The sequence below is a fragment of the Streptomyces sp. CB02400 genome (assembly GCF_001905725.1).
GTDB lineage: Bacteria > Actinomycetota > Actinomycetes > Streptomycetales > Streptomycetaceae > Streptomyces > Streptomyces atrovirens.
The window spans coordinates 158,626-175,811 of the sequence record NZ_LIWB01000017.1 but is presented as its reverse complement, the minus strand read 5'-3'; the positions used below and the strand labels follow the sequence as shown (position 1 = coordinate 175,811).

14 protein-coding genes and 1 tRNA gene are annotated in these 17,186 nt (G+C 70.0%); 8 read left to right on the top strand and 7 right to left on the bottom strand.

Annotation, left to right across the window (positions count from 1 at the left end; all coding sequences use genetic code 11):
- Positions 1-5 precede the first annotated feature (5 nt).
- From AMK33_RS31705 to AMK33_RS31685, 5 genes are all read right to left on the bottom strand, one after another.
- A tRNA-Gln gene (locus AMK33_RS31705) sits at positions 6-77 on the bottom strand.
- A 90-nt stretch (positions 78-167) separates the two neighbouring features.
- Complete coding sequence (locus AMK33_RS31700; protein WP_073936447.1) at positions 168-902, bottom strand: HAD family hydrolase; 735 nt, start codon at positions 900-902, stop codon at positions 168-170.
- 206 nt (positions 903-1,108) lie between these two features.
- The gene (gltX, locus tag AMK33_RS31695; RefSeq protein ID WP_073936446.1) at positions 1,109-2,593 is read right to left on the bottom strand and encodes a glutamate--tRNA ligase; all 1,485 of its coding nucleotides are present in this window, start codon (positions 2,591-2,593) and stop codon (positions 1,109-1,111) included.
- The gene (locus AMK33_RS31690; RefSeq protein ID WP_073936445.1) at positions 2,586-3,371 is read right to left on the bottom strand and encodes a fumarylacetoacetate hydrolase family protein; all 786 of its coding nucleotides are present in this window, start codon (positions 3,369-3,371) and stop codon (positions 2,586-2,588) included. Before AMK33_RS31690 ends, gltX begins: the two co-directional genes overlap by 8 nt.
- 151 nt (positions 3,372-3,522) lie before the next feature.
- A complete protein-coding gene (locus AMK33_RS31685; RefSeq protein WP_073936444.1) occupies positions 3,523-3,711 on the bottom strand; it encodes a hypothetical protein in 189 nt (62 codons plus the stop codon).
- Positions 3,712-4,317: 606 nt separating this feature from the next.
- On the opposite strand from AMK33_RS31685, the gene AMK33_RS31680 reads away from it, so the two are divergent.
- The 8 genes from AMK33_RS31680 (at position 4,318) to AMK33_RS31645 (ending at position 14,961) form a co-directional block, all read left to right on the top strand.
- A complete protein-coding gene (locus AMK33_RS31680) occupies positions 4,318-8,214 on the top strand; it encodes a nitrate- and nitrite sensing domain-containing protein (protein WP_073936443.1) in 3,897 nt (1,298 codons plus the stop codon).
- A gap of 9 nt (positions 8,215-8,223) precedes the next feature.
- Positions 8,224-8,637: a roadblock/LC7 domain-containing protein gene (locus AMK33_RS31675; protein ID WP_004983056.1), complete on the top strand. Its 414-nt coding sequence runs from the start codon at positions 8,224-8,226 to the stop codon at positions 8,635-8,637.
- A gap of 112 nt (positions 8,638-8,749) precedes the next feature.
- A complete protein-coding gene (locus AMK33_RS31670; RefSeq protein WP_004924977.1) occupies positions 8,750-9,145 on the top strand; it encodes a DUF742 domain-containing protein in 396 nt (131 codons plus the stop codon).
- Complete coding sequence (locus tag AMK33_RS31665; protein ID WP_073936442.1) at positions 9,126-9,716, top strand: GTP-binding protein; 591 nt, start codon at positions 9,126-9,128, stop codon at positions 9,714-9,716. The genes AMK33_RS31670 and AMK33_RS31665 overlap by 20 nt, the downstream gene beginning before the upstream one ends.
- 376 nt (positions 9,717-10,092) lie before the next feature.
- A complete protein-coding gene (locus AMK33_RS31660) occupies positions 10,093-13,308 on the top strand; it encodes a nitrate- and nitrite sensing domain-containing protein (protein ID WP_073936441.1) in 3,216 nt (1,071 codons plus the stop codon).
- A gap of 10 nt (positions 13,309-13,318) precedes the next feature.
- Entirely contained in the window at positions 13,319-13,732 is a 414-nt protein-coding gene (locus tag AMK33_RS31655) for a roadblock/LC7 domain-containing protein (RefSeq protein WP_004983065.1), read from the top strand.
- Positions 13,733-13,826: 94 nt separating this feature from the next.
- Positions 13,827-14,399, top strand: a complete 573-nt coding sequence (locus AMK33_RS31650; protein ID WP_073936440.1) for a DUF742 domain-containing protein — start codon at positions 13,827-13,829, stop codon at positions 14,397-14,399.
- A complete protein-coding gene (locus tag AMK33_RS31645; protein ID WP_030216560.1) occupies positions 14,380-14,961 on the top strand; it encodes a GTP-binding protein in 582 nt (193 codons plus the stop codon). Before AMK33_RS31650 ends, AMK33_RS31645 begins: the two co-directional genes overlap by 20 nt.
- 319 nt (positions 14,962-15,280) lie before the next feature.
- Here AMK33_RS31645 and AMK33_RS31640 read toward each other — a convergent pair whose 3' ends face one another.
- Positions 15,281-15,469 carry an acyl-CoA carboxylase subunit epsilon gene (locus tag AMK33_RS31640; RefSeq protein WP_073936439.1) on the bottom strand — a complete coding sequence of 63 codons (189 nt, stop codon included), beginning with the start codon at positions 15,467-15,469 and terminating at the stop codon, positions 15,281-15,283.
- 14 nt (positions 15,470-15,483) lie between these two features.
- On the bottom strand, positions 15,484-17,067 hold the full coding sequence (locus AMK33_RS31635; protein WP_073936438.1) for an acyl-CoA carboxylase subunit beta: 1,584 nt from the start codon (positions 17,065-17,067) through the stop codon (positions 15,484-15,486).
- Positions 17,068-17,186: the final 119 nt, after the last annotated feature.

Here is a 17,186-nt window from a genome sequence, read left to right as displayed (position 1 = left end):
GCGAGCTGGCCTACCTGGACTCGAACCAAGACTAACTGAACCAGAATCAGTCGTGCTGCCAATTACACCATAGGCCACTGGAACGCAAGCCCCGGAGGGGTTCTTGTTCTAGCTTGACGCTTGGGGTTCCGGCCTTCCGGCCCGCTCCCCTCGGCGCAGGAAGAACATTACCCGAAGGTGGACGGGGCTCCAAAACGAGTATCGGCGGCGAGTACCGCGGGAAGTTCGGCGAGGGAGGCGATACGGCGCGGCCCCACCGGCGGCTCGACCGTCGCGCGGGCGCCGCCGCGGTCGATCCACACCGACAGCAGCCCGGCGTCGGCGGCGCCCCGGCCGTCGATCTCCGGGTGGTCACCGACGTACGCCACCTGGTCCGGGGGCAGCGCCAGCGCGTCGCAGGCGGCGAGGAACGCGCCGGCCTCGGGCTTGGAGACGCCCAGTTCGGCGGCGCACAGGATGGCCTCGAAGCGGTCGTGGACGCCGAGGACGCGCAGCTTGCGGTCCTGGACGTGGAGGCTGGAGTTGGAGAGCACCGCGTGCCGGTGGCTGGCGGCGAGGGCGTCCAGGACGGGCAGCACGTCCGGGAAGAGGCTCCAGGCGGACTCGTAGTGCGTGACGTACCGCCGGAACCAGTCGTCGGCCTCGGCGTCCGTCAGCTCCGGCCGTCCCAGGAAGACCCGGGTGCGGTCACGCCGCTGCGTCTCGAAGTCCACCTCCCGCGCGGCGAACCGCGCCCACTGCTGCTCGGTGACCTCCCGCCACCGCACGAGGGCCTCCTCGGCCGTCCCGTACCCGGCGAGCAGCCCCTCGGCCACCAGGTGGGCGCGCATGCCCTCACGGTCGGCGGTGCTGTAGTCGAAGAGAGTGTCGTCGACGTCCCAGACAACGGCTTTGATCGGCATGTCACCGACGGTACAGCCGGACCGGCCGGGGGCCCGGGGGTCGTCCCCCGACGGACGCAACGTCGGAGAGGGGGTCACCCCCGATGAACGCAGTGTCCACGTCCCGGCCGACCGCTCGGGTCGCCATGGGACCGGGACGGTACCCGGCAACGCGAAGGGGCGGCGCCCGGATGGTTCCGGGCGCCGCCCCTTCGCGGGCTGTTTCCCTACGCGGTGAGCTTCGTCAGGGCCGCGTCGATCCTGGCCAGGGTCTTCTCCTTGCCCAGGACCTCCAGGGACTCGAAGAGCGGCAGGCCGACCGTGCGGCCGGTGACGGCGACGCGGACCGGGGCCTGGGCCTTGCCGAGCTTGAGGCCGTGGGCCTCGCCGGCGGCCAGGACGGCCTCCTTCAGGGAGTCCGGGGACGTCCAGTCGGCGGCGTCCAGCTTCTCGCGGGCCGTGCGGAGCAGGGCGTCGGAGCCCTCCTTCATCGCCTTGTTCCAGGACGCCTCGTCGAAGACCGGCTCCGGCAGGAACAGGAAGTCGACGTTGTCCGTGATCTCCGACAGCACCTTCAGGCGGGTCTGCGCGTGCGGGGCGATGGCCGCCCACTTGGCCTCGTCGAAGGCCTCCGGGGCCCAGGGCGCGAAGGGGGCCTTGAGCCAGGGCGCGCAGCGCTCGGTGAAGTCCTTCACGTCGAGCATGCGGATGTGGTCGCCGTTGATCGCCTCGCACTTCTTCAGGTCGAAGCGGGCCGGGTTCGGCTGCACGTCCGCGATGTCGAAGGCCGCGACCATCTCGTCGATCGAGAAGACGTCCTGGTCGGCGGAGAGCGACCAGCCGAGCAGGGAGAGGTAGTTGAGCAGGCCCTCGGGGAGGAAGCCGCGCTCGCGGTAGAGGTTGAGCGACGACTGCGGGTCGCGCTTGGAGAGCTTCTTGTTGCCCTCGCCCATCACGTACGGCAGGTGGCCGAAGGCCGGGGTGCTCTTGGCGATGCCCAGCTCGGTCAGCGCCTTGTAGAGGGCGATCTGGCGGGGGGTGGAGGAGAGCAGGTCCTCGCCGCGCAGGACGTGGGTGATCTCCATCAGGGCGTCGTCGACCGGGTTGACCAGCGTGTAGAGCGGGGCCCCGTTGGCGCGGACGATGCCGTAGTCCGGGACGTTCTCCGGGGTGAAGGTCAGTTCGCCGCGGACCAGGTCGGTGAAGGTGATCGTCTCGTCGGGCATCCGGAAGCGGACGATCGGCTCGCGGCCCTGGGCCTGGTAGTCCTCGACCTGGGCGTCGGTCAGCTCGCGGCAGTGGCCGTCGTAGCCGGAGGGCTTCCCGGCGGCGCGGGCGGCCTCGCGGCGGCTGTCCAGCTCCTCCTGGGAGCAGTAGCAGCGGTAGGCGTGGCCGGCGTCCAGGAGCTTCCGCGCGACGTCCTTGTAGAGGTCCATGCGCTGCGACTGGCGGTACGGCGCGTGCGGGCCGCCGATCTCGGGGCCCTCGTCCCAGTCGAAACCGAGCCAGCGCATCGAGTCGAGGAGCTGGGCGTAGGACTCCTCGGAGTCTCGGGCCGCGTCGGTGTCCTCGATGCGGAAGACCAGGGTGCCGCCGTGGTGCTTGGCGAACGCCCAGTTGAACAGGGCGGTGCGGACCAGGCCCACATGGGGGTTACCGGTGGGCGACGGGCAGAAACGGACGCGAACGGGAGTGCCGGATGCGCTAGCCACGCTTGACAACCTTGTTGGTGAGAGTGCCGATGCCTTCGATGGTGACGGCGACCTCGTCGCCGACGTTGAGGGGGCCGACCCCAGCCGGGGTGCCCGTGAGGACGACGTCGCCCGGGAGCAGCGTCATGGCCTCGGAGATGTTGACGATCAGGTCCTCGATGGAGTGGATCATCTCGCTGGTGCGGCCGAGCTGGCGCTGGGCGCCGTTGACCGTGAGCTGGATGGTCAGGTCGCCGGCGGCGGCGATGTCGATGTCCGTCTCCACCCAGGGGCCGAGCGGGCAGGAGGTGTCGAAGCCCTTGGCCCGGGCCCACTGCTTCTCGCGCTTCTGGACGTCGCGCGCGGTGATGTCGTTGGCGCAGGTGTAGCCGAAGATCACGTCCTTGACGCGCTCGCGCGGGACCTCGCGGCACATCCGGCCGATGACCACGGCCAGCTCGGCCTCGTGGTGCACCTCCTGGGAGAAGGAGGGGTACTGGATCTCGTCGCCGGGGCCGATCACCGAGGTGGAGGGCTTGAAGAAGGCGAACGGGGCGTCGGGCACCTCGTTGCCGAGTTCCCTGGCGTGTTCGGCGTAGTTGCGGCCGAAGGCCACCACCTTGTTGGGGAGCACCGGGGGCAGCAGCCTGACCTTGCTCACCGGGACCTTGGTGCCGGAGAGCTCGAAGTCCGCGAACGGGATGCCCTTGATGATGTCCAGGACGAGTTCGTCCTGCTTCTCGCCCTCGACCGCGCCGAAGGCGACGTTCCCGTCGATGGAGAATCTGGCGATGCGCACGGGATGCTTGTCCCCTTGACCGATCGGCTGAAGTCTGACGCCCCAGGCTAACGCGGCAGGGGTCCGCGCCCCGCGCAATGACGAGGGGCGTCCCCGTTGCCACGGGGACGCCCCTTGAGTGTTTCGCGGCCGGTGCGCGTATGGACCGGTGTCACTTCGCGGCGGCGGCCGCGACCGGGATCTCCATCAGGATGGTGCGCTTGGGGTTGGCAGTCTGGGCCGGGAGGTCGACGGTGTGCTCCTGCTGGACCGGCGTCTGCAGTTCATCGGCGCCGTCGAGGTGCGCCAGCGTGGTGCGCCGCGGGTTGGCGATCTTGTGGAACATCGTCGTCGTCTTCACTGTTTACTTGACCCTGTCCTGTTCGCGGGCGCCCGGAGGGGGTAGGAGACCCCGGTGAGGGCGCGGGTTGTCGGTTTTGCCATCCCTGTAAAGCGTCAGGCTAAACATGCAATTCCCCGCCAACCTGGGCTGGAGCCCTTGATCATGGTGTGATTTTGCTCACGGATCGCCGGACAAACCGCCCATTTCGACCCGGTCCCCGACGAGACGGAATCGGACATTCTCCCCCTGAAGCCATCATTCCGCTCCTGATCATGGCGACTGGGACACCTGGAGCCGCCCGCCGACTCGCGGGCATACGTCCCTTATGGACGAGATCACTTTCTACCCCCGGTGACTCGTCACTCACGTGGTGTCACGTATCTCACGGGTAAGCCCGTGGGCCTTGTTGGAGATCCTGCACTGTGCTGGAATTCCACGGAACCGCCGCAGGATCGACCCGGCGCACAGGGGGCGCACAGACGCGCCGAGTGGCGGGCGAGAAGGGGGAACCAGCGCCGGTCACTCACGACCACCACGGGGGCGTATTCAGGGCGCCCCTATGACGCCGACACCGTGCCTCGCCGTTCACGCGGAGGGGTGCCTGGTTCAGAGGTTGCGACGCTAGTGCAGGGACGTTTCAAGAGGGATGGCAGCGCTTCGGCAGAGCCGGAGCCGCAGGGCGGGACTGGCCCCAAGGCCGTCGGCTCCTCGCCCCAGCACGCCCAGAACCAGGGCCCGGACGCTGCCGGGAACGGCGGCGAGGGAGCCGACAAGCCGAGCCCGGCGCCGGCCGCCCCGAAGCGCCCGGCCGGCCCGGGGCCGCGAATAGCCCTGCGGAACTGGCGGATCTCGACCCGTCTGGTGTCGCTGCTCGCCCTTCCGGTGGTCGCGGCCACCTCGCTGGGCGCGCTGCGTATCAACCAGTCGTTGGACGACATCCAGCAGCTCGACAACATGAAGCTGCTGACCGACATGACCAAGCAGGCCACCGAACTGGCCCACGCGCTCCAGGAGGAGCGCGACCAGTCGGCCGGCCCGCTGGCGCACGGCGGCAAGGCCACCGACTTCTCGGTCAAGGGCTACCGCGAGAAGACCGACCGGGCGCGCAACCTCTTCATCGACAGCTCCGAGGAGATCGACGACGCCAGCAAGGACGGCAACCTCAAGGGCGTCCGCGACAACCTGGTGCAGCTCGCCGGTGAACTGGGCGAGCTCGAGAAGATCCGCAACACGGCGTACCAGTCGGAGGGGAACTCCACCCAGACCGTCGAGGGTTACCACCGCCTGATCGAGAAGCTGGTCGAGCTCTCGCAGGACATGGCGGAGGCGACCAGCAACCCCGAGATGATCCAGCGCACCCGTGCCCTGGCGTCCTTCTCCTCCGCCAAGGAGTACGCGTCGATCCAGCGCGCGGTCCTCGCCGCGGCGCTGCCCGCCAGCAACACCACCAAGGGCGATCTCTCCGACAACGACCGGCTCTACGCCGAGTCGTCGCTGGCGAGCCAGAAGTCCGAGCTCCGCAGCTTCAAGAGCATCTACGGCGACGTCGCCGCCACCGAGCTGCTGCTGCCGATCGAGGAGGGCAACAGCACGATCAAGGCCACCGACGAGTACGCCGGGCGTGCCCTGGCCTCGGAGTTCGGCCTCACGTCGGTCGGCGCGCGGTCCTACCGCGACTGGCTGGACGACAGCTCCATCAAGCTCCAGCAGATGAAGAACATCGAGCTCTACCTGCTCGAGGACATGGAACAGCAGGCCCGTGAGCTGCGCAGCGCCACCGAGCGCGACGCGATCATCTCCGGTGTGCTGATCCTGCTCGTGCTCGGTGTGTCGCTGGTCGGCGCCTTCGTCGTGGCCCGCTCCATGATCCGCTCGCTGCGCCGGCTGGAGGACACCGCCACCAAGGTCGCCCAGGAACGCCTGCCCGAGCTGGTCAAGCAGCTCTCCGAGTCCGACCCGCAGGACGTCGACACGTCCGTGGAGTCGGTCGGTGTGCACTCCCGGGACGAGATCGGCAAGGTGGCCGCGGCCTTCGACGACGTGCACCGCGAGGCGGTCCGCCTCGCCGCCGAGCAGGCCCTGCTGCGGGGCAACGTCAACGCGATGTTCACCAACCTCTCGCGCCGCTCCCAGGGTCTGATCCAGCGCCAGCTCTCGCTGATCTCCGAGCTCGAGTCCCGCGAGGCCGACCCGGACCAGCTCTCCTCGCTGTTCAAGCTGGACCACCTCGCCACGCGTATGCGCCGTAACGGTGAGAACCTCCTCGTCCTCGCGGGTGAGGAGCCCGGCCGACGCTGGACCCGTCCGGTCCCGCTGGTCGACGTGCTCCGTGCCGCCGCGTCCGAGGTGGAGCAGTACGAGCGCATCGAGCTGGCCTCCGTGCCGAGCACCGAAGTGGCCGGCCGTGTGGTCAACGACCTCGTGCACCTGCTCGCCGAGCTGCTGGAGAACGCGACCTCGTTCTCCTCGCCGCAGACCAAGGTCAAGGTCACCGGTCACGCGCTGCCCGACGGCCGGGTGCTGATCGAGATCCACGACACCGGTATCGGTCTGTCGCCGGAGGACCTGGCGGCGATCAACGAGCGGCTCGCCTCGCCGCCCACCGTGGACGTCTCCGTCTCCCGCCGCATGGGTCTGTTCGTGGTCGGCCGTCTGTCGCAGCGCCACGGCATCCGCATCCAGCTCCGTCCGTCCGACTCCGGTGGTACGACCGCGCTGGTCATGCTGCCCGTGGATGTCGCCCAGGGCGGCAAGAAGCCGCAGGGCAAGCCGGGTCAGCCGGGCGCGGGCGGCGGTGGCCCCGCCGCCGCGCAGGCCGCCGCGGGCGCCGCTGCCGCACGGCGTGCCGCCGGTGCCGGTCAGTCCGCGGGCGGTGCTCTCGGTGCCGGTGCGCCCGGCGGTGGCCGGCTCGGTGCCGGTCAGGGTCCGCGCGCCGCGCTGCCCGGACGGGACGGCGCGGGCCGGCCCGACGGAGCGCGGGGGCCGCAGGGCCAGCCGGCCAACTCCACGCCGTCGCTGTTCGACCGGGGTGCCCCCGGTGCGGCTCCGCAGGGCCGTCCGGCTCCGGCCGGCTTCGGTGGCCAGGCGCCCGGTGCCCCGCAGGGCATGCAGGCCGCGGGCCCGAACGGACAGCAGGACCAGGACGCCTTCGGTGGCGGCCGCGGCCAGGTGCCGCCGCAGCGCGGCAACGGAAAGCCCGAGCGCTCCCGTCGTCCGCAGCTTCCGCCGCGCGGCGGTGCGCGTCCGGAGCTGCCCGGCGGTGACCAGCAGCAGCCGCGCGTGCCGAGCTGGAGCGACGAGAACGCCCAGCCGCCGGTGCCGCGCGCCTCGCTGGACGCCCCGCGCGGTCACGAGGAGCCGGACGCCGCCCGGACCTCGGCCATGCCCCGGTTCGACGACCGGCAGGGCCCCGGTGCGACGGCGGAGATCCCCCGGTTCGACGAGCGTCAGAACCCCGGTGCGCCCGCTTACGGCGCCCCCGGTGCCGACGCCCCGCAGAACACGGGCCAGTACGCCCAGCCGGGTGCGAACGGTTCCCAGGACACGGGTCAGTACGCTCAGTCCGGTACGAACGGTTCCCAGGACACGGGCCAGTACGCCCAGCCCGGTACGAACGGTTCCCAGAACACGGGTCAGTACGCCCAGCCCGGTGCGAACGGTTCACAGAACACGGGTCCGTTCCTCCGCGGTGACATCTTCGGCGCCCCGCAGGGCGGTCCGGGTGGTCCGGGCGGGCAGAACCCGGCCGCGACGGGCCAGTTCCCCGTCCCGCAGGGCTACGACAACGGCTCCACCGGCCAGTTCCAGATGCCGGGCCAGGACAACGGTGCCACGGGCCGTCACTCCCTCCCGGAGCGTCCGAACGCCGCGGACCCGGCCGTCACCGGTCAGTACGAGCGTCCGCAGCCGAACGGCACGCACGGAGCCGGCCCGGTCGCCCCGCGTCCGCCGGCCCCGCAGCAGCGTCCGGCCCACCCGGAGCAGCAGGGCCCCGGCGGTGCCGCGCAGCGGCCCGAGGGGCGCGCGGTGTCCGACGCGTGGGCACTGCCGCCCGCGTCCGGCCCGGGCGACGGCCGTACGCCGCTGTACGACACGCTGGAGACCAACTGGTTCCACGGCGGCGGGCAGGAGCAGGGCAACGGCTCGGCTCAGGCACCCCAGCAGCAGCAACAGCACCAGCAGCCCCAGCAGCCGCAGGCCCCCACCGGTCCGCAGCGGTCCGCTTCCACCGCCTGGCGCAGCTCGCCCAACGACGAGCTGGTCCGGCAGGCCGAACGCGTCCGGCAGCCGGCCGCGGGCGGCGTCACCACCTCCGGCCTGCCGCGCCGGGTACCCAAGGCGAACCTCGTCCCGGGCACGGCTCAGCAGCAACAGCACCAGAGCGGTCCTCAGGTCTCGCGCGCCCCCGATGACGTGCGCGGCCGGCTGACCAATCTCCGTCGGGGTATCGCACAGGGTCGTCAGGCCGGTACCACCCAGACCGGCAGCTTCCCGAACCCCACTCACCAGCAGGAGCGTTAGTTGAGCCCGATGAGCCAGGCGGCACAGAACCTCAACTGGTTGATCACCAACTTCGTGGACAACACCCCCGGGGTGTCCCACACCGTCGTCGTGTCCGCCGACGGTCTCCTGCTGGCACTGTCCGAGGGGTTCCCGCGCGACCGCGCGGACCAGCTCGCGGCCGTCGCTTCGGGACTGACCTCCCTGACGGCCGGCGCCTCCCGGATCTTCGAAGGCGGCAACGTGGCCCAGACGGTCGTCGAGATGGAGCGGGGATTCCTCTTCCTCATGTCCGTCTCGGACGGCTCGTCCCTGGCCGTTCTCGCGCACCCCGAGTGCGACATCGGCCTCGTCGGCTACGAGATGGCGCTCCTGGTCGACCGTGCGGGAGCGGTCCTCACCCCGGACCTCCGCGCTGAGCTACAAGGAAGTCTGCTCCACTGATCGGCCCCGGCACCACCCGTCTCACCAAATCACCGTCCGGCCGCCACATTTCCCCCCACCGGCCCCGTCAGACGGCTTGACTGACCGACTTGCTGTCCCGCCCGGAGGACCCATGACCCCGCCCACCGCCTCTCATGATCCGTACGCGGAGCCGTACGAGGACGAGGGCGACCAGCCACTGGTGCGTCCGTATGCGATGACCGGCGGCCGGACCAGGCCGCGTTACCAGCTGGCCATCGAGGCACTGATCAGTACGACGGCCGACCCGGCAGCGCTCATGGGACTCCTTCCGGAGCACCAGCGCATCTGCCACCTGTGCCGTGAGGTGAAGTCGGTCGCCGAGGTCTCGGCGCTGCTCAACATGCCGCTGGGTGTTGCCCGGATCCTGGTGGCCGACTTGGCGGAGGCGGGACTCGTCGCCGTGCACCAGCCGGGCGGCGACGAGACGACCGGCGCCCCGGATGTGACACTGCTCGAAAGGGTGCTCAGTGGACTTCGCAAGCTCTAACGGCGGGGCGGTCTCCGAAAACCGTGCCACCACGTCCGCGAAGATCGTGGTGGCGGGCGGCTTCGGCGTGGGCAAGACCACGTTCGTCGGCGCCGTCTCGGAGATCAACCCGCTGCGCACGGAGGCCGTCATGACGTCCGCCTCGGCGGGCATCGACGACCTCACCCACACCGGGGACAAGACCACCACCACGGTGGCCATGGACTTCGGCCGCATCACCCTGGACCAGGACCTGATCCTGTACCTGTTCGGTACGCCCGGCCAGGACCGCTTCTGGTTCATGTGGGACGACCTGGTGCGCGGCGCCATCGGCGCGGTGGTCCTGGTGGACACCCGCCGGCTGGCGGACTGCTTCCCGGCGGTGGACTACTTCGAGAACTCGGGGCTTCCCTTCGTGGTCGCCCTCAACGGGTTCGACGGGCAGCAGCCCTACCAGCCGGAAGAGGTGCGCGAGGCGCTCCAGATCGGTCCCGACACCCCGATCATCACCACCGACGCCCGGCACCGCGCGGATGCGAAGAGTGCGCTGATCACATTGGTCGAGCACGCTCTCATGGCGCGTCTCAGGTAGAGCCAAAAAAGAAGCGACATACGGCAGTTGTCGTAGATGCCCCGGAGCCGGTTGTGTCCTTTGACACGGCCGGCCCCGGTGTTCATAACGTTTCGGCAGAGGAATCGAGGGAGGCCGACACGCGACGCGGTCGCGCGGTACCGCTGCGCGCACGAACGAACCGCCTTTTGCCGGTGCTCGCTCTGTATGACCGTTTTATCTGGGACTTACATCACTCGGATTCCTCGCCTTCCCATGTTTGGAAGAGCGCTGGTCGGCATGCTGGAATGCCTGAACTGCCCAATAGTCAAAGACGTACTCCACAGTCGATGGCACACCGGGCTCTGAGACACAGCGGCACAACGATGGTGCCGACCGCCGAGAGGTTGTTGGTCGAGTGAGGCGAAGCAAGAGCAGTCCCGAGCCGTCGGCCCGGGGCAACTTCACGCCGCCGCCGCGCACAGCGGCGCCCGCCCCCGTGCCCGGTCCCGAACCGACGGCCGCGCCCGCCAAGAGCGGAGGCCGCCTTTCCCCGCGCAACTGGCGCGTGACGACCAGACTGAACGCGATCCTGCTCATACCCGTGCTGGTCGGTCTGGTCATGGGCGGCTTCCAGGTGAAGGGCTCGATCGACACCTGGAACGAGGCCGAGGACGCGGAGAACACCGCCCGCCTGGTGCAGGCCTCCCTCACCTACGCCAACGCCCTCTACAACGAGCGGGACGTCACCGCGGTCCCCCTGCTGCAGGGCAAGGGCACGGACGACCCGGACGTCGTCAAGGCCCGCGCCGCGACCGACAAGGCAGCCGACGCCTTCGACGAGGCCGCGCAGAGCATGCCGGACAAGCCCGGCCTGAAGCGCCGGATGGAGCTGTTCCGCAAGGCCGAGCCCCAGCTGACCGAGCTGCGCGCCGCGGCGTACACCTCCAAGCTCAAGGGTGTCGCGACCGAGGAGGGCTACGTCACCGTCGCCCACCCCCTGATGGAGTTCGCCAACGACCTCGGTCTCGGCACCGGCAACGTCACCAGCTACGGACGTACGGTCTACGCGATCTCGCTGACCAAGTCGGCCCTGTCGCTGGAGCGCGCCATCGGCATGCACCTGCTGGTGAAGCCCGGCCCGACCGACAGCCAGCTCGCCAGCCAGCGCGTCGCCCTCACCTCCTACGCCTACCTCGAGCGCATCGCCATCGAGGAGTACCGGGGCGGTGGCACCGAGGCCGACGTGGAGAAGCTGGAGCAGACGGCGCAGCGGATCCAGGCCGAGGGCAAGGTGATGGCCCGGGAGGCCAAGCAGAAGGACCCGGACTACGTGGCACCGCCCGCCAAGCCGGAGACGATGATCTCCGAGCTGGGCCGGCTCCCCTCCACGGACGCCTCCGCCCGCGCCGATCTCGCCGCCCAGGGCATCACCCCCGCCAACTGGTGGGCCGTGAGCACCCTCAAGTTCGACGGTTACAGCGAGATCGAGTCCGACCTCACCGACACCGCGGTGAACGAGGCCGCGCAGATCGCCGACGACGCCCAGCGCGACGCCTTCATCACCGGTGCCGCCGTCGTCATCGCCCTGCTCGCCGCGTTCATCCTGGCCGGCATGGTGGCCCGCCAGATGAGCCGCTCCATGCGCCAGCTGCGCAACGCCGCCTTCGGCATCGCCGAGCAGCGCCTGCCGATGCTGGTCGACCAGCTCTCCCGTACCGACCCCGGCCGGGTCGACACCAAGGTCGCGCCGATCCCGATCTCCACCACCGACGAGATCGGCGAGGTCGCCCGCGCCTTCGACCAGGTCCACCGCGAGGCCGTCCGGCTCGCCTCCGAGCAGGCCCTGCTGCGGGGCAACATCAACGCGATCTTCACCAACCTGTCGCGCCGCAACCAGTCGCTGATCGAGGGCCAGCTGACCCTGATCACCGACCTGGAGAACAACGAGGCCGACCCGGACCAGCTGGAGAACCTCTTCCGCCTGGACCACCTCGCGACCCGTATGCGCCGCAACGGCGAGAACCTCCTGGTCCTCGCCGGCGAGGAGCCCGGCCGCCGCTGGGACCAGCCGGTGCCGCTGGTCGACGTGTTGCGCGCCGCCTCCTCCGAGGTGGAGCAGTACGAGCGCATCGAGCTGTCCGGTGTCCCCGAGGCCGAGATCCACGGCCGCGCGGTGACCGACCTCGTGCACCTGCTCGCCGAGCTCCTGGAGAACGCCACCACCTTCTCCTCCCCGCAGACCAAGGTCCGCGTCACCGCGACCCGTCTCCCCGACGGCCGCGTGATGGTCGAGATCCACGACAAGGGCATCGGCCTCACCGCCGAGGACTTCGCGGACATCAACCACAAGCTGGCCAACCCGCCGACCGTGGACGCCGCGATCTCGCAGCGCATGGGCCTGTTCGTGGTCGGCCGGCTGTCCGACCGGCACGGCATCCGGGTCCAGCTCCGCCCCTCGGGCGAGCAGGCCGGCACCACCTCGCTGGTCATGCTGCCGGACGCGATCACCCACGGCGGTGGCGGCGAGCAGCAGCCGGACCGCGACGAGTTCACGGTCTCGCAGATCATCCCGGAGCAGAACTTCCAGGGCGAGGACTTCGGCCGGCAGCCGCTGCGCACCGCCGCGGAGCTGGGCTTCGACGACAGCCGCTACACGGAGGTCCCGGACGACATCCGCGACCTGGACCCGGTCGGCCGTTCCCTGATGCGCGAGGAGCGCCGGGCGGCCCTGGAGTCCCAGGCGCAGCCCGAGCCGGCCGCCGCGAACGCCCAGGAGACCCCCGAGGCGCCCGCCTACCCGGACGGGTTCGCCGCCCCGCAGGGCTACGACGACGGCCAGGGTTACCAGGACAACGGCCGGGGCTTCGACGGCGGTTACCAGGAGCAGCAGACCGCCGGGTACGACCAGCAGGCGTACGACAACGGGCAGCGGACGGCGTACGAGGAGCCGCAGCAGCAGGCGTACGGCGAGGGGTTCTACGCGCCGGACGGTCCGCCGGCCCAGAACGACGCCTTCTCGTCCAACGGCGGCTATCCGGACGCCTCCTACGCTGAGCCGGCCCAGGACGACTGGCCGCAGCAGGGCGGTTACCACAACGGCTACCCGGACCAGTACCCTGCTCAGGCCCCGGAATCGGAAAATGCGCAGGCCGCTGACGCACGTGAGCAGGACAGCGTAGGCTTCGACCGTCCGGGACCGGCTGTCTCCGACGTCCACCCGTTGACCGACGCCGGGCTTCCCCGCCGCGGATCCACCGCGGGCGGCGCGAACGGCTCGGGCGGCGCGCGGCGTGTGAACCAGGAGCCGCCGGCTTCCACTCCGGAGGGTGACGGCGACAGCGGCTGGCGTTCGGCGAACGACGAGCGCTGGCAGCAGGCATCGTCGCTCCGGAAGCCCAAGGCCGGCGGAGTGACCTCCTCCGGTCTGCCGCGGCGAGTCCCCAAGGCCAACCTGGTCCAGGGAGCCGCCGAAACCACCCCCCAGGGAGGCCCCCAGGTCTCCCGCGCCCCGGAAGACGTCCGGGGCAGGCTGAGCAACCTGCGTCGCGGTGTCCAAAAGGGCCGCAGCGCGGGCAGTGAAACGAACGGTCAGGGCTTCGGTTCTGACAGCACCTACAACCAGGAGCGTTAGTGTGAGCCCGATGAGCCAGGCGGCACAGAACCTGAACTGGTTGATCACCAACTTCGTGGACAACACCCCGGGGGTGTCCCACACGGTGGTGGTCTCCGCCGACGGACTCCTTCTGGCGATGTCCGAAGGCTTTCCGCGCGACCGCGCCGACCAGCTCGCGGCCGTCGCCTCCGGTCTGACGTCTCTGACGGCAGGCGCCTCCCGGATCTTCGAGGGCGGCAGCGTGAACCAGACGGTTGTGGAGATGGAGCGGGGATTCCTGTTCATCATGTCCATTTCCGATGGTTCGTCGCTCGCGGTTCTCGCACATCCCGAGGCGGACATCGGCCTCATTGGGTACGAGATGGCCCTTCTGGTCGACCGAGCCGGTACGGTCCTGACGCCGGACCTTCGAGCGGAGCTCCAAGGGAGCCTTCTCAACTAGAGGACAGACGGTGCGTTTTGGCGTCCCGGGGCCGTAAGGTTTCGGGACGCGGCTCCACAGTGATGGGTGCCAGGCACAGTCGGAGGAGGAGAAAGTGGCAACACCCCCAGACGGTTCATCCGCGGGCAACTGGTCGTACGGTCCTGCCCAGGGCCAGAACGACGGTTCCCAGAACCGGTACGGATACCCCTCCGCGCCACAGCACCGGCAGCCGTACGCGCCGCAGGGCCCCGGCCCTTCGCCGTACGACCAGCCGCACGCCCCGCGCATCCAGCCGGTGCAGCCGCAACGCCGAGCACCCGAGTCGGCGCCCGCCGGGGCGTCGAACAACCCCCTGGTGCGCCCGTACGCGATGACGGGCGGCCGCACCAGGCCGCGGTACCAGCTCGCCATCGAGGCGCTGGTGCACACCACCGCGCAGCCGCACCAGATGCAGGGCCAGCTGCCCGAGCATCAGCGGATCTGCACCCTCTGCCGGGAGATCAAGTCGGTGGCCGAGATCTCGGCCCTGCTGACGATCCCTCTCGGCGTGGCCAGGATCCTCGTCGCCGACTTGGCGGAGGCGGGACTGGTCGCCATCCATCAGCCCGGCGGCGACGAGAGCGCCGGCGGCCAGCCAGACGTGACACTGCTCGAAAGGGTGCTCAGTGGACTTCGCAAGCTCTAGCGGCGGTCCTTCCCGCTCCACCACCTCGGCGAAGATCGTGGTGGCGGGTGGCTTCGGCGTGGGCAAGACCACGTTCGTCGGGGCCGTTTCGGAGATCAACCCGCTGCGCACGGAGGCCGTCATGACGTCTGCTTCGGCGGGCATCGACGACCTCACCCACACCGGGGACAAGACGACCACGACGGTCGCCATGGACTTCGGCCGTATCACCCTGGACCAGGACCTGATCCTGTACCTGTTCGGTACGCCCGGCCAGGACCGCTTCTGGTTCATGTGGGACGACCTGGTGCGCGGCGCCATCGGCGCGATCGTCCTCGTTGACACGAGGAGGCTCGCCGACTGCTTCCCGGCGGTCGACTACTTCGAGAACTCGGGGCTTCCCTTCGTGATCGCCCTCAACGGCTTCGACGGCCAGCAGCCGTACCAGCCGGACGAGGTGCGGGAAGCTCTTCAGATCGGTCCCGACACCCCGATCATCACCACCGACGCCCGGCACCGCGCCGACGCGAAGTCGGCCCTGATCACCCTGGTGGAACACGCCCTGATGGCCCGCCTCCGCTAGTCGGTCGGCCTGCGGCCACTGGGCTGCCGGGCCTGTCGCGTGCCGGGTGCGGGCAGTCCGTGGCTTGTCGCGCAGTTCCCCGCGCCCCTGAAGACACGCCGCCGCCTGCGGGCAGTCGTGCCGCTGGGGCGGCACGGGTGGGCGCAGGCGGCACCTCGCAAGCGCCGAGTCGCGCAACGCCCCCTGCGGCCACTGGGCTGCCGGGGGCTGTTGCATGCCGGGTGCGGGCAGGCGGGGGGCTGGTCGCGCAGTTCCCCGCGCCCCTAGGTACATGAAGAGGCCCCTCCTTGAAAGGAGGGGCCTCTTCATGTTTGCGAGGTCAGCGCCAGCTGTGGGGGGCTCGGAAGCCCGGTTCGCGTTCCAGGCGGCGCCAGCCGGCCTTCGCCCGGCCCCGGTGGGCCGGAGCCGCCGGCTGGGCGGCAGCCCTGGCCAGCAGGATCGCCGTGATCGCGGCGACCTCCTCCGGCTCGGCGTGCCCCTTCTCGACGCGGATGTCAGGTGTGCTCATGGCGTGCGTCTCCCTTACTGCGGCGGGTTGCCGTGCTTGCGGGACGGCAGATCGGCGTGCTTGGTCTGCAGCATCGCCAGTGAACGGATCAGCACCTCACGGGTTTCGGCCGGGTCGATGACGTCGTCGACCAGACCGCGCTCGGCGGCGTAGTACGGGTGCATCAGCTCGGACTTGTACTCCTTGACCATGCGCGCCCGCATGGCGTCGGGGTCCTCGGCCTCGGCGATCTGGCGCCGGAAGATGACGTTGGCCGCCCCCTCCGCACCCATCACGGCGATCTCGTTCGTCGGCCAGGCGTACGTGAGGTCGGCGCCGATGGACTGGGAGTCCATGACGATGTACGCACCGCCGTACGCCTTGCGCAGGATCAGCGAGATCCGCGGCACGGTGGCGTTGCAGTACGCGTACAGCAGCTTCGCGCCGTGGCGGATGATGCCGCCGTGCTCCTGGTCGACGCCCGGGAGGAAGCCGGGGACGTCCAGGAAGGTGAGGATCGGGATGTTGAAGGCGTCGCACATCTGGACGAAGCGGGCGGCCTTCTCGGACGCCTCGATGTCCAGCACGCCCGCCAGCGACTGCGGCTGGTTGGCGACGATGCCGACGACCTGGCCGTCCATCCGGGCCAGGGCGCAGATGATGTTGCGCGCCCAGCGCTCGTGGACCTCCAGGTACTCGCCGTCGTCGACGATCTCCTCGATGACCTTGGCCATGTCGTACGGCCGGTTGCCGTCGGCGGGGACCAGGTCGAGGAGGACGTCGCTGCGGCGGTCCGCGTCGTCGGCGCACTCCACGCGCGGCGGGTTCTCCCGGTTGTTCTGCGGGAGCAGCGACAGGAGGTAGCGCACCTCGTGGATGCACGTCTCCTCGTCGTCGTAGGCGAAGTGGCAGACACCGGAGGTCTCGGCGTGCACGTCCGCGCCGCCCAGGCCGTTCTGGGTGATCTCCTCGCCGGTGACCGCCTTGACGACGTCGGGCCCGGTGATGAACATCTGCGAGGTGTCGCGGACCATGAACACGAAGTCCGTCAGGGCGGGGCTGTAGGCCGCGCCGCCCGCGCAGGGGCCGAGCATCACGCTGATCTGCGGGATGACGCCGGACGCCTTGGTGTTGCGCTGGAAGATGCCGCCGTACCCGGCGAGGGCGGAGACGCCCTCCTGGATGCGGGCGCCGGCGCCGTCGTTCAGGGAGACCAGCGGCGCCCCGGCCGCGATGGCCATGTCCATGATCTTGTGGATCTTGGTGGCGTGGGCCTCGCCCAGCGCGCCGCCGAAGATCCGGAAGTCATGGGCGTAGACGAAGACCGTACGGCCCTCCACCGTGCCCCAGCCGGTGATCACACCGTCCGTGTACGGCTTCTTCTCCTCCAGACCGAAGCCGGTGGCCCGGTGCCGGCGCAGCTGCTCGACCTCGCGGAAGGACCCTGGGTCCAGCAGCAGTTCGATGCGCTCCCGCGCGGTCAGCTTGCCCTTGGCGTGCTGCGCCGCGGTCGCCTTCTCGCTCGGGCCGGCCAGTGCCTGCGCACGGATCTCGTGCAGTTCGGCCACGCGTCCGCGCGCGTCGGTCGGCTCACCCGGCGCCTCATCCAAAACGGTCATGTAGTGACCTTACGAAGCCGACCTGGAAATGCGAGCCGTCGACTCCTCACAGTCTCCGGGGTGTTTTCCTGGTACCCCTGAACAGAACCCCGGCGGCATGCAGCCGTTCCGACTGCTCA

Excerpts from the sequence above, each read along its gene's own strand:
- AMK33_RS31640 (WP_073936439.1), bottom strand. The coding sequence starts at position 15,469 with ATGAGCACACCTGACATCCGCGTCGAGAAGGGGCACGCCGAGCCGGAG.
- AMK33_RS31655 (WP_004983065.1), top strand. The coding sequence starts at position 13,319 with ATGAGCCAGGCGGCACAGAACCTGAACTGGTTGATCACCAACTTCGTG.
- AMK33_RS31670 (WP_004924977.1), top strand. The coding sequence starts at position 8,750 with ATGACCCCGCCCACCGCCTCTCATGATCCGTACGCGGAGCCGTACGAG.
- AMK33_RS31675 (WP_004983056.1), top strand. The coding sequence starts at position 8,224 with ATGAGCCAGGCGGCACAGAACCTCAACTGGTTGATCACCAACTTCGTG.
- AMK33_RS31635 (WP_073936438.1), bottom strand. The coding sequence starts at position 17,067 with ATGACCGTTTTGGATGAGGCGCCGGGTGAGCCGACCGACGCGCGCGGA.
- AMK33_RS31700 (WP_073936447.1), bottom strand. The coding sequence starts at position 902 with ATGCCGATCAAAGCCGTTGTCTGGGACGTCGACGACACTCTCTTCGAC.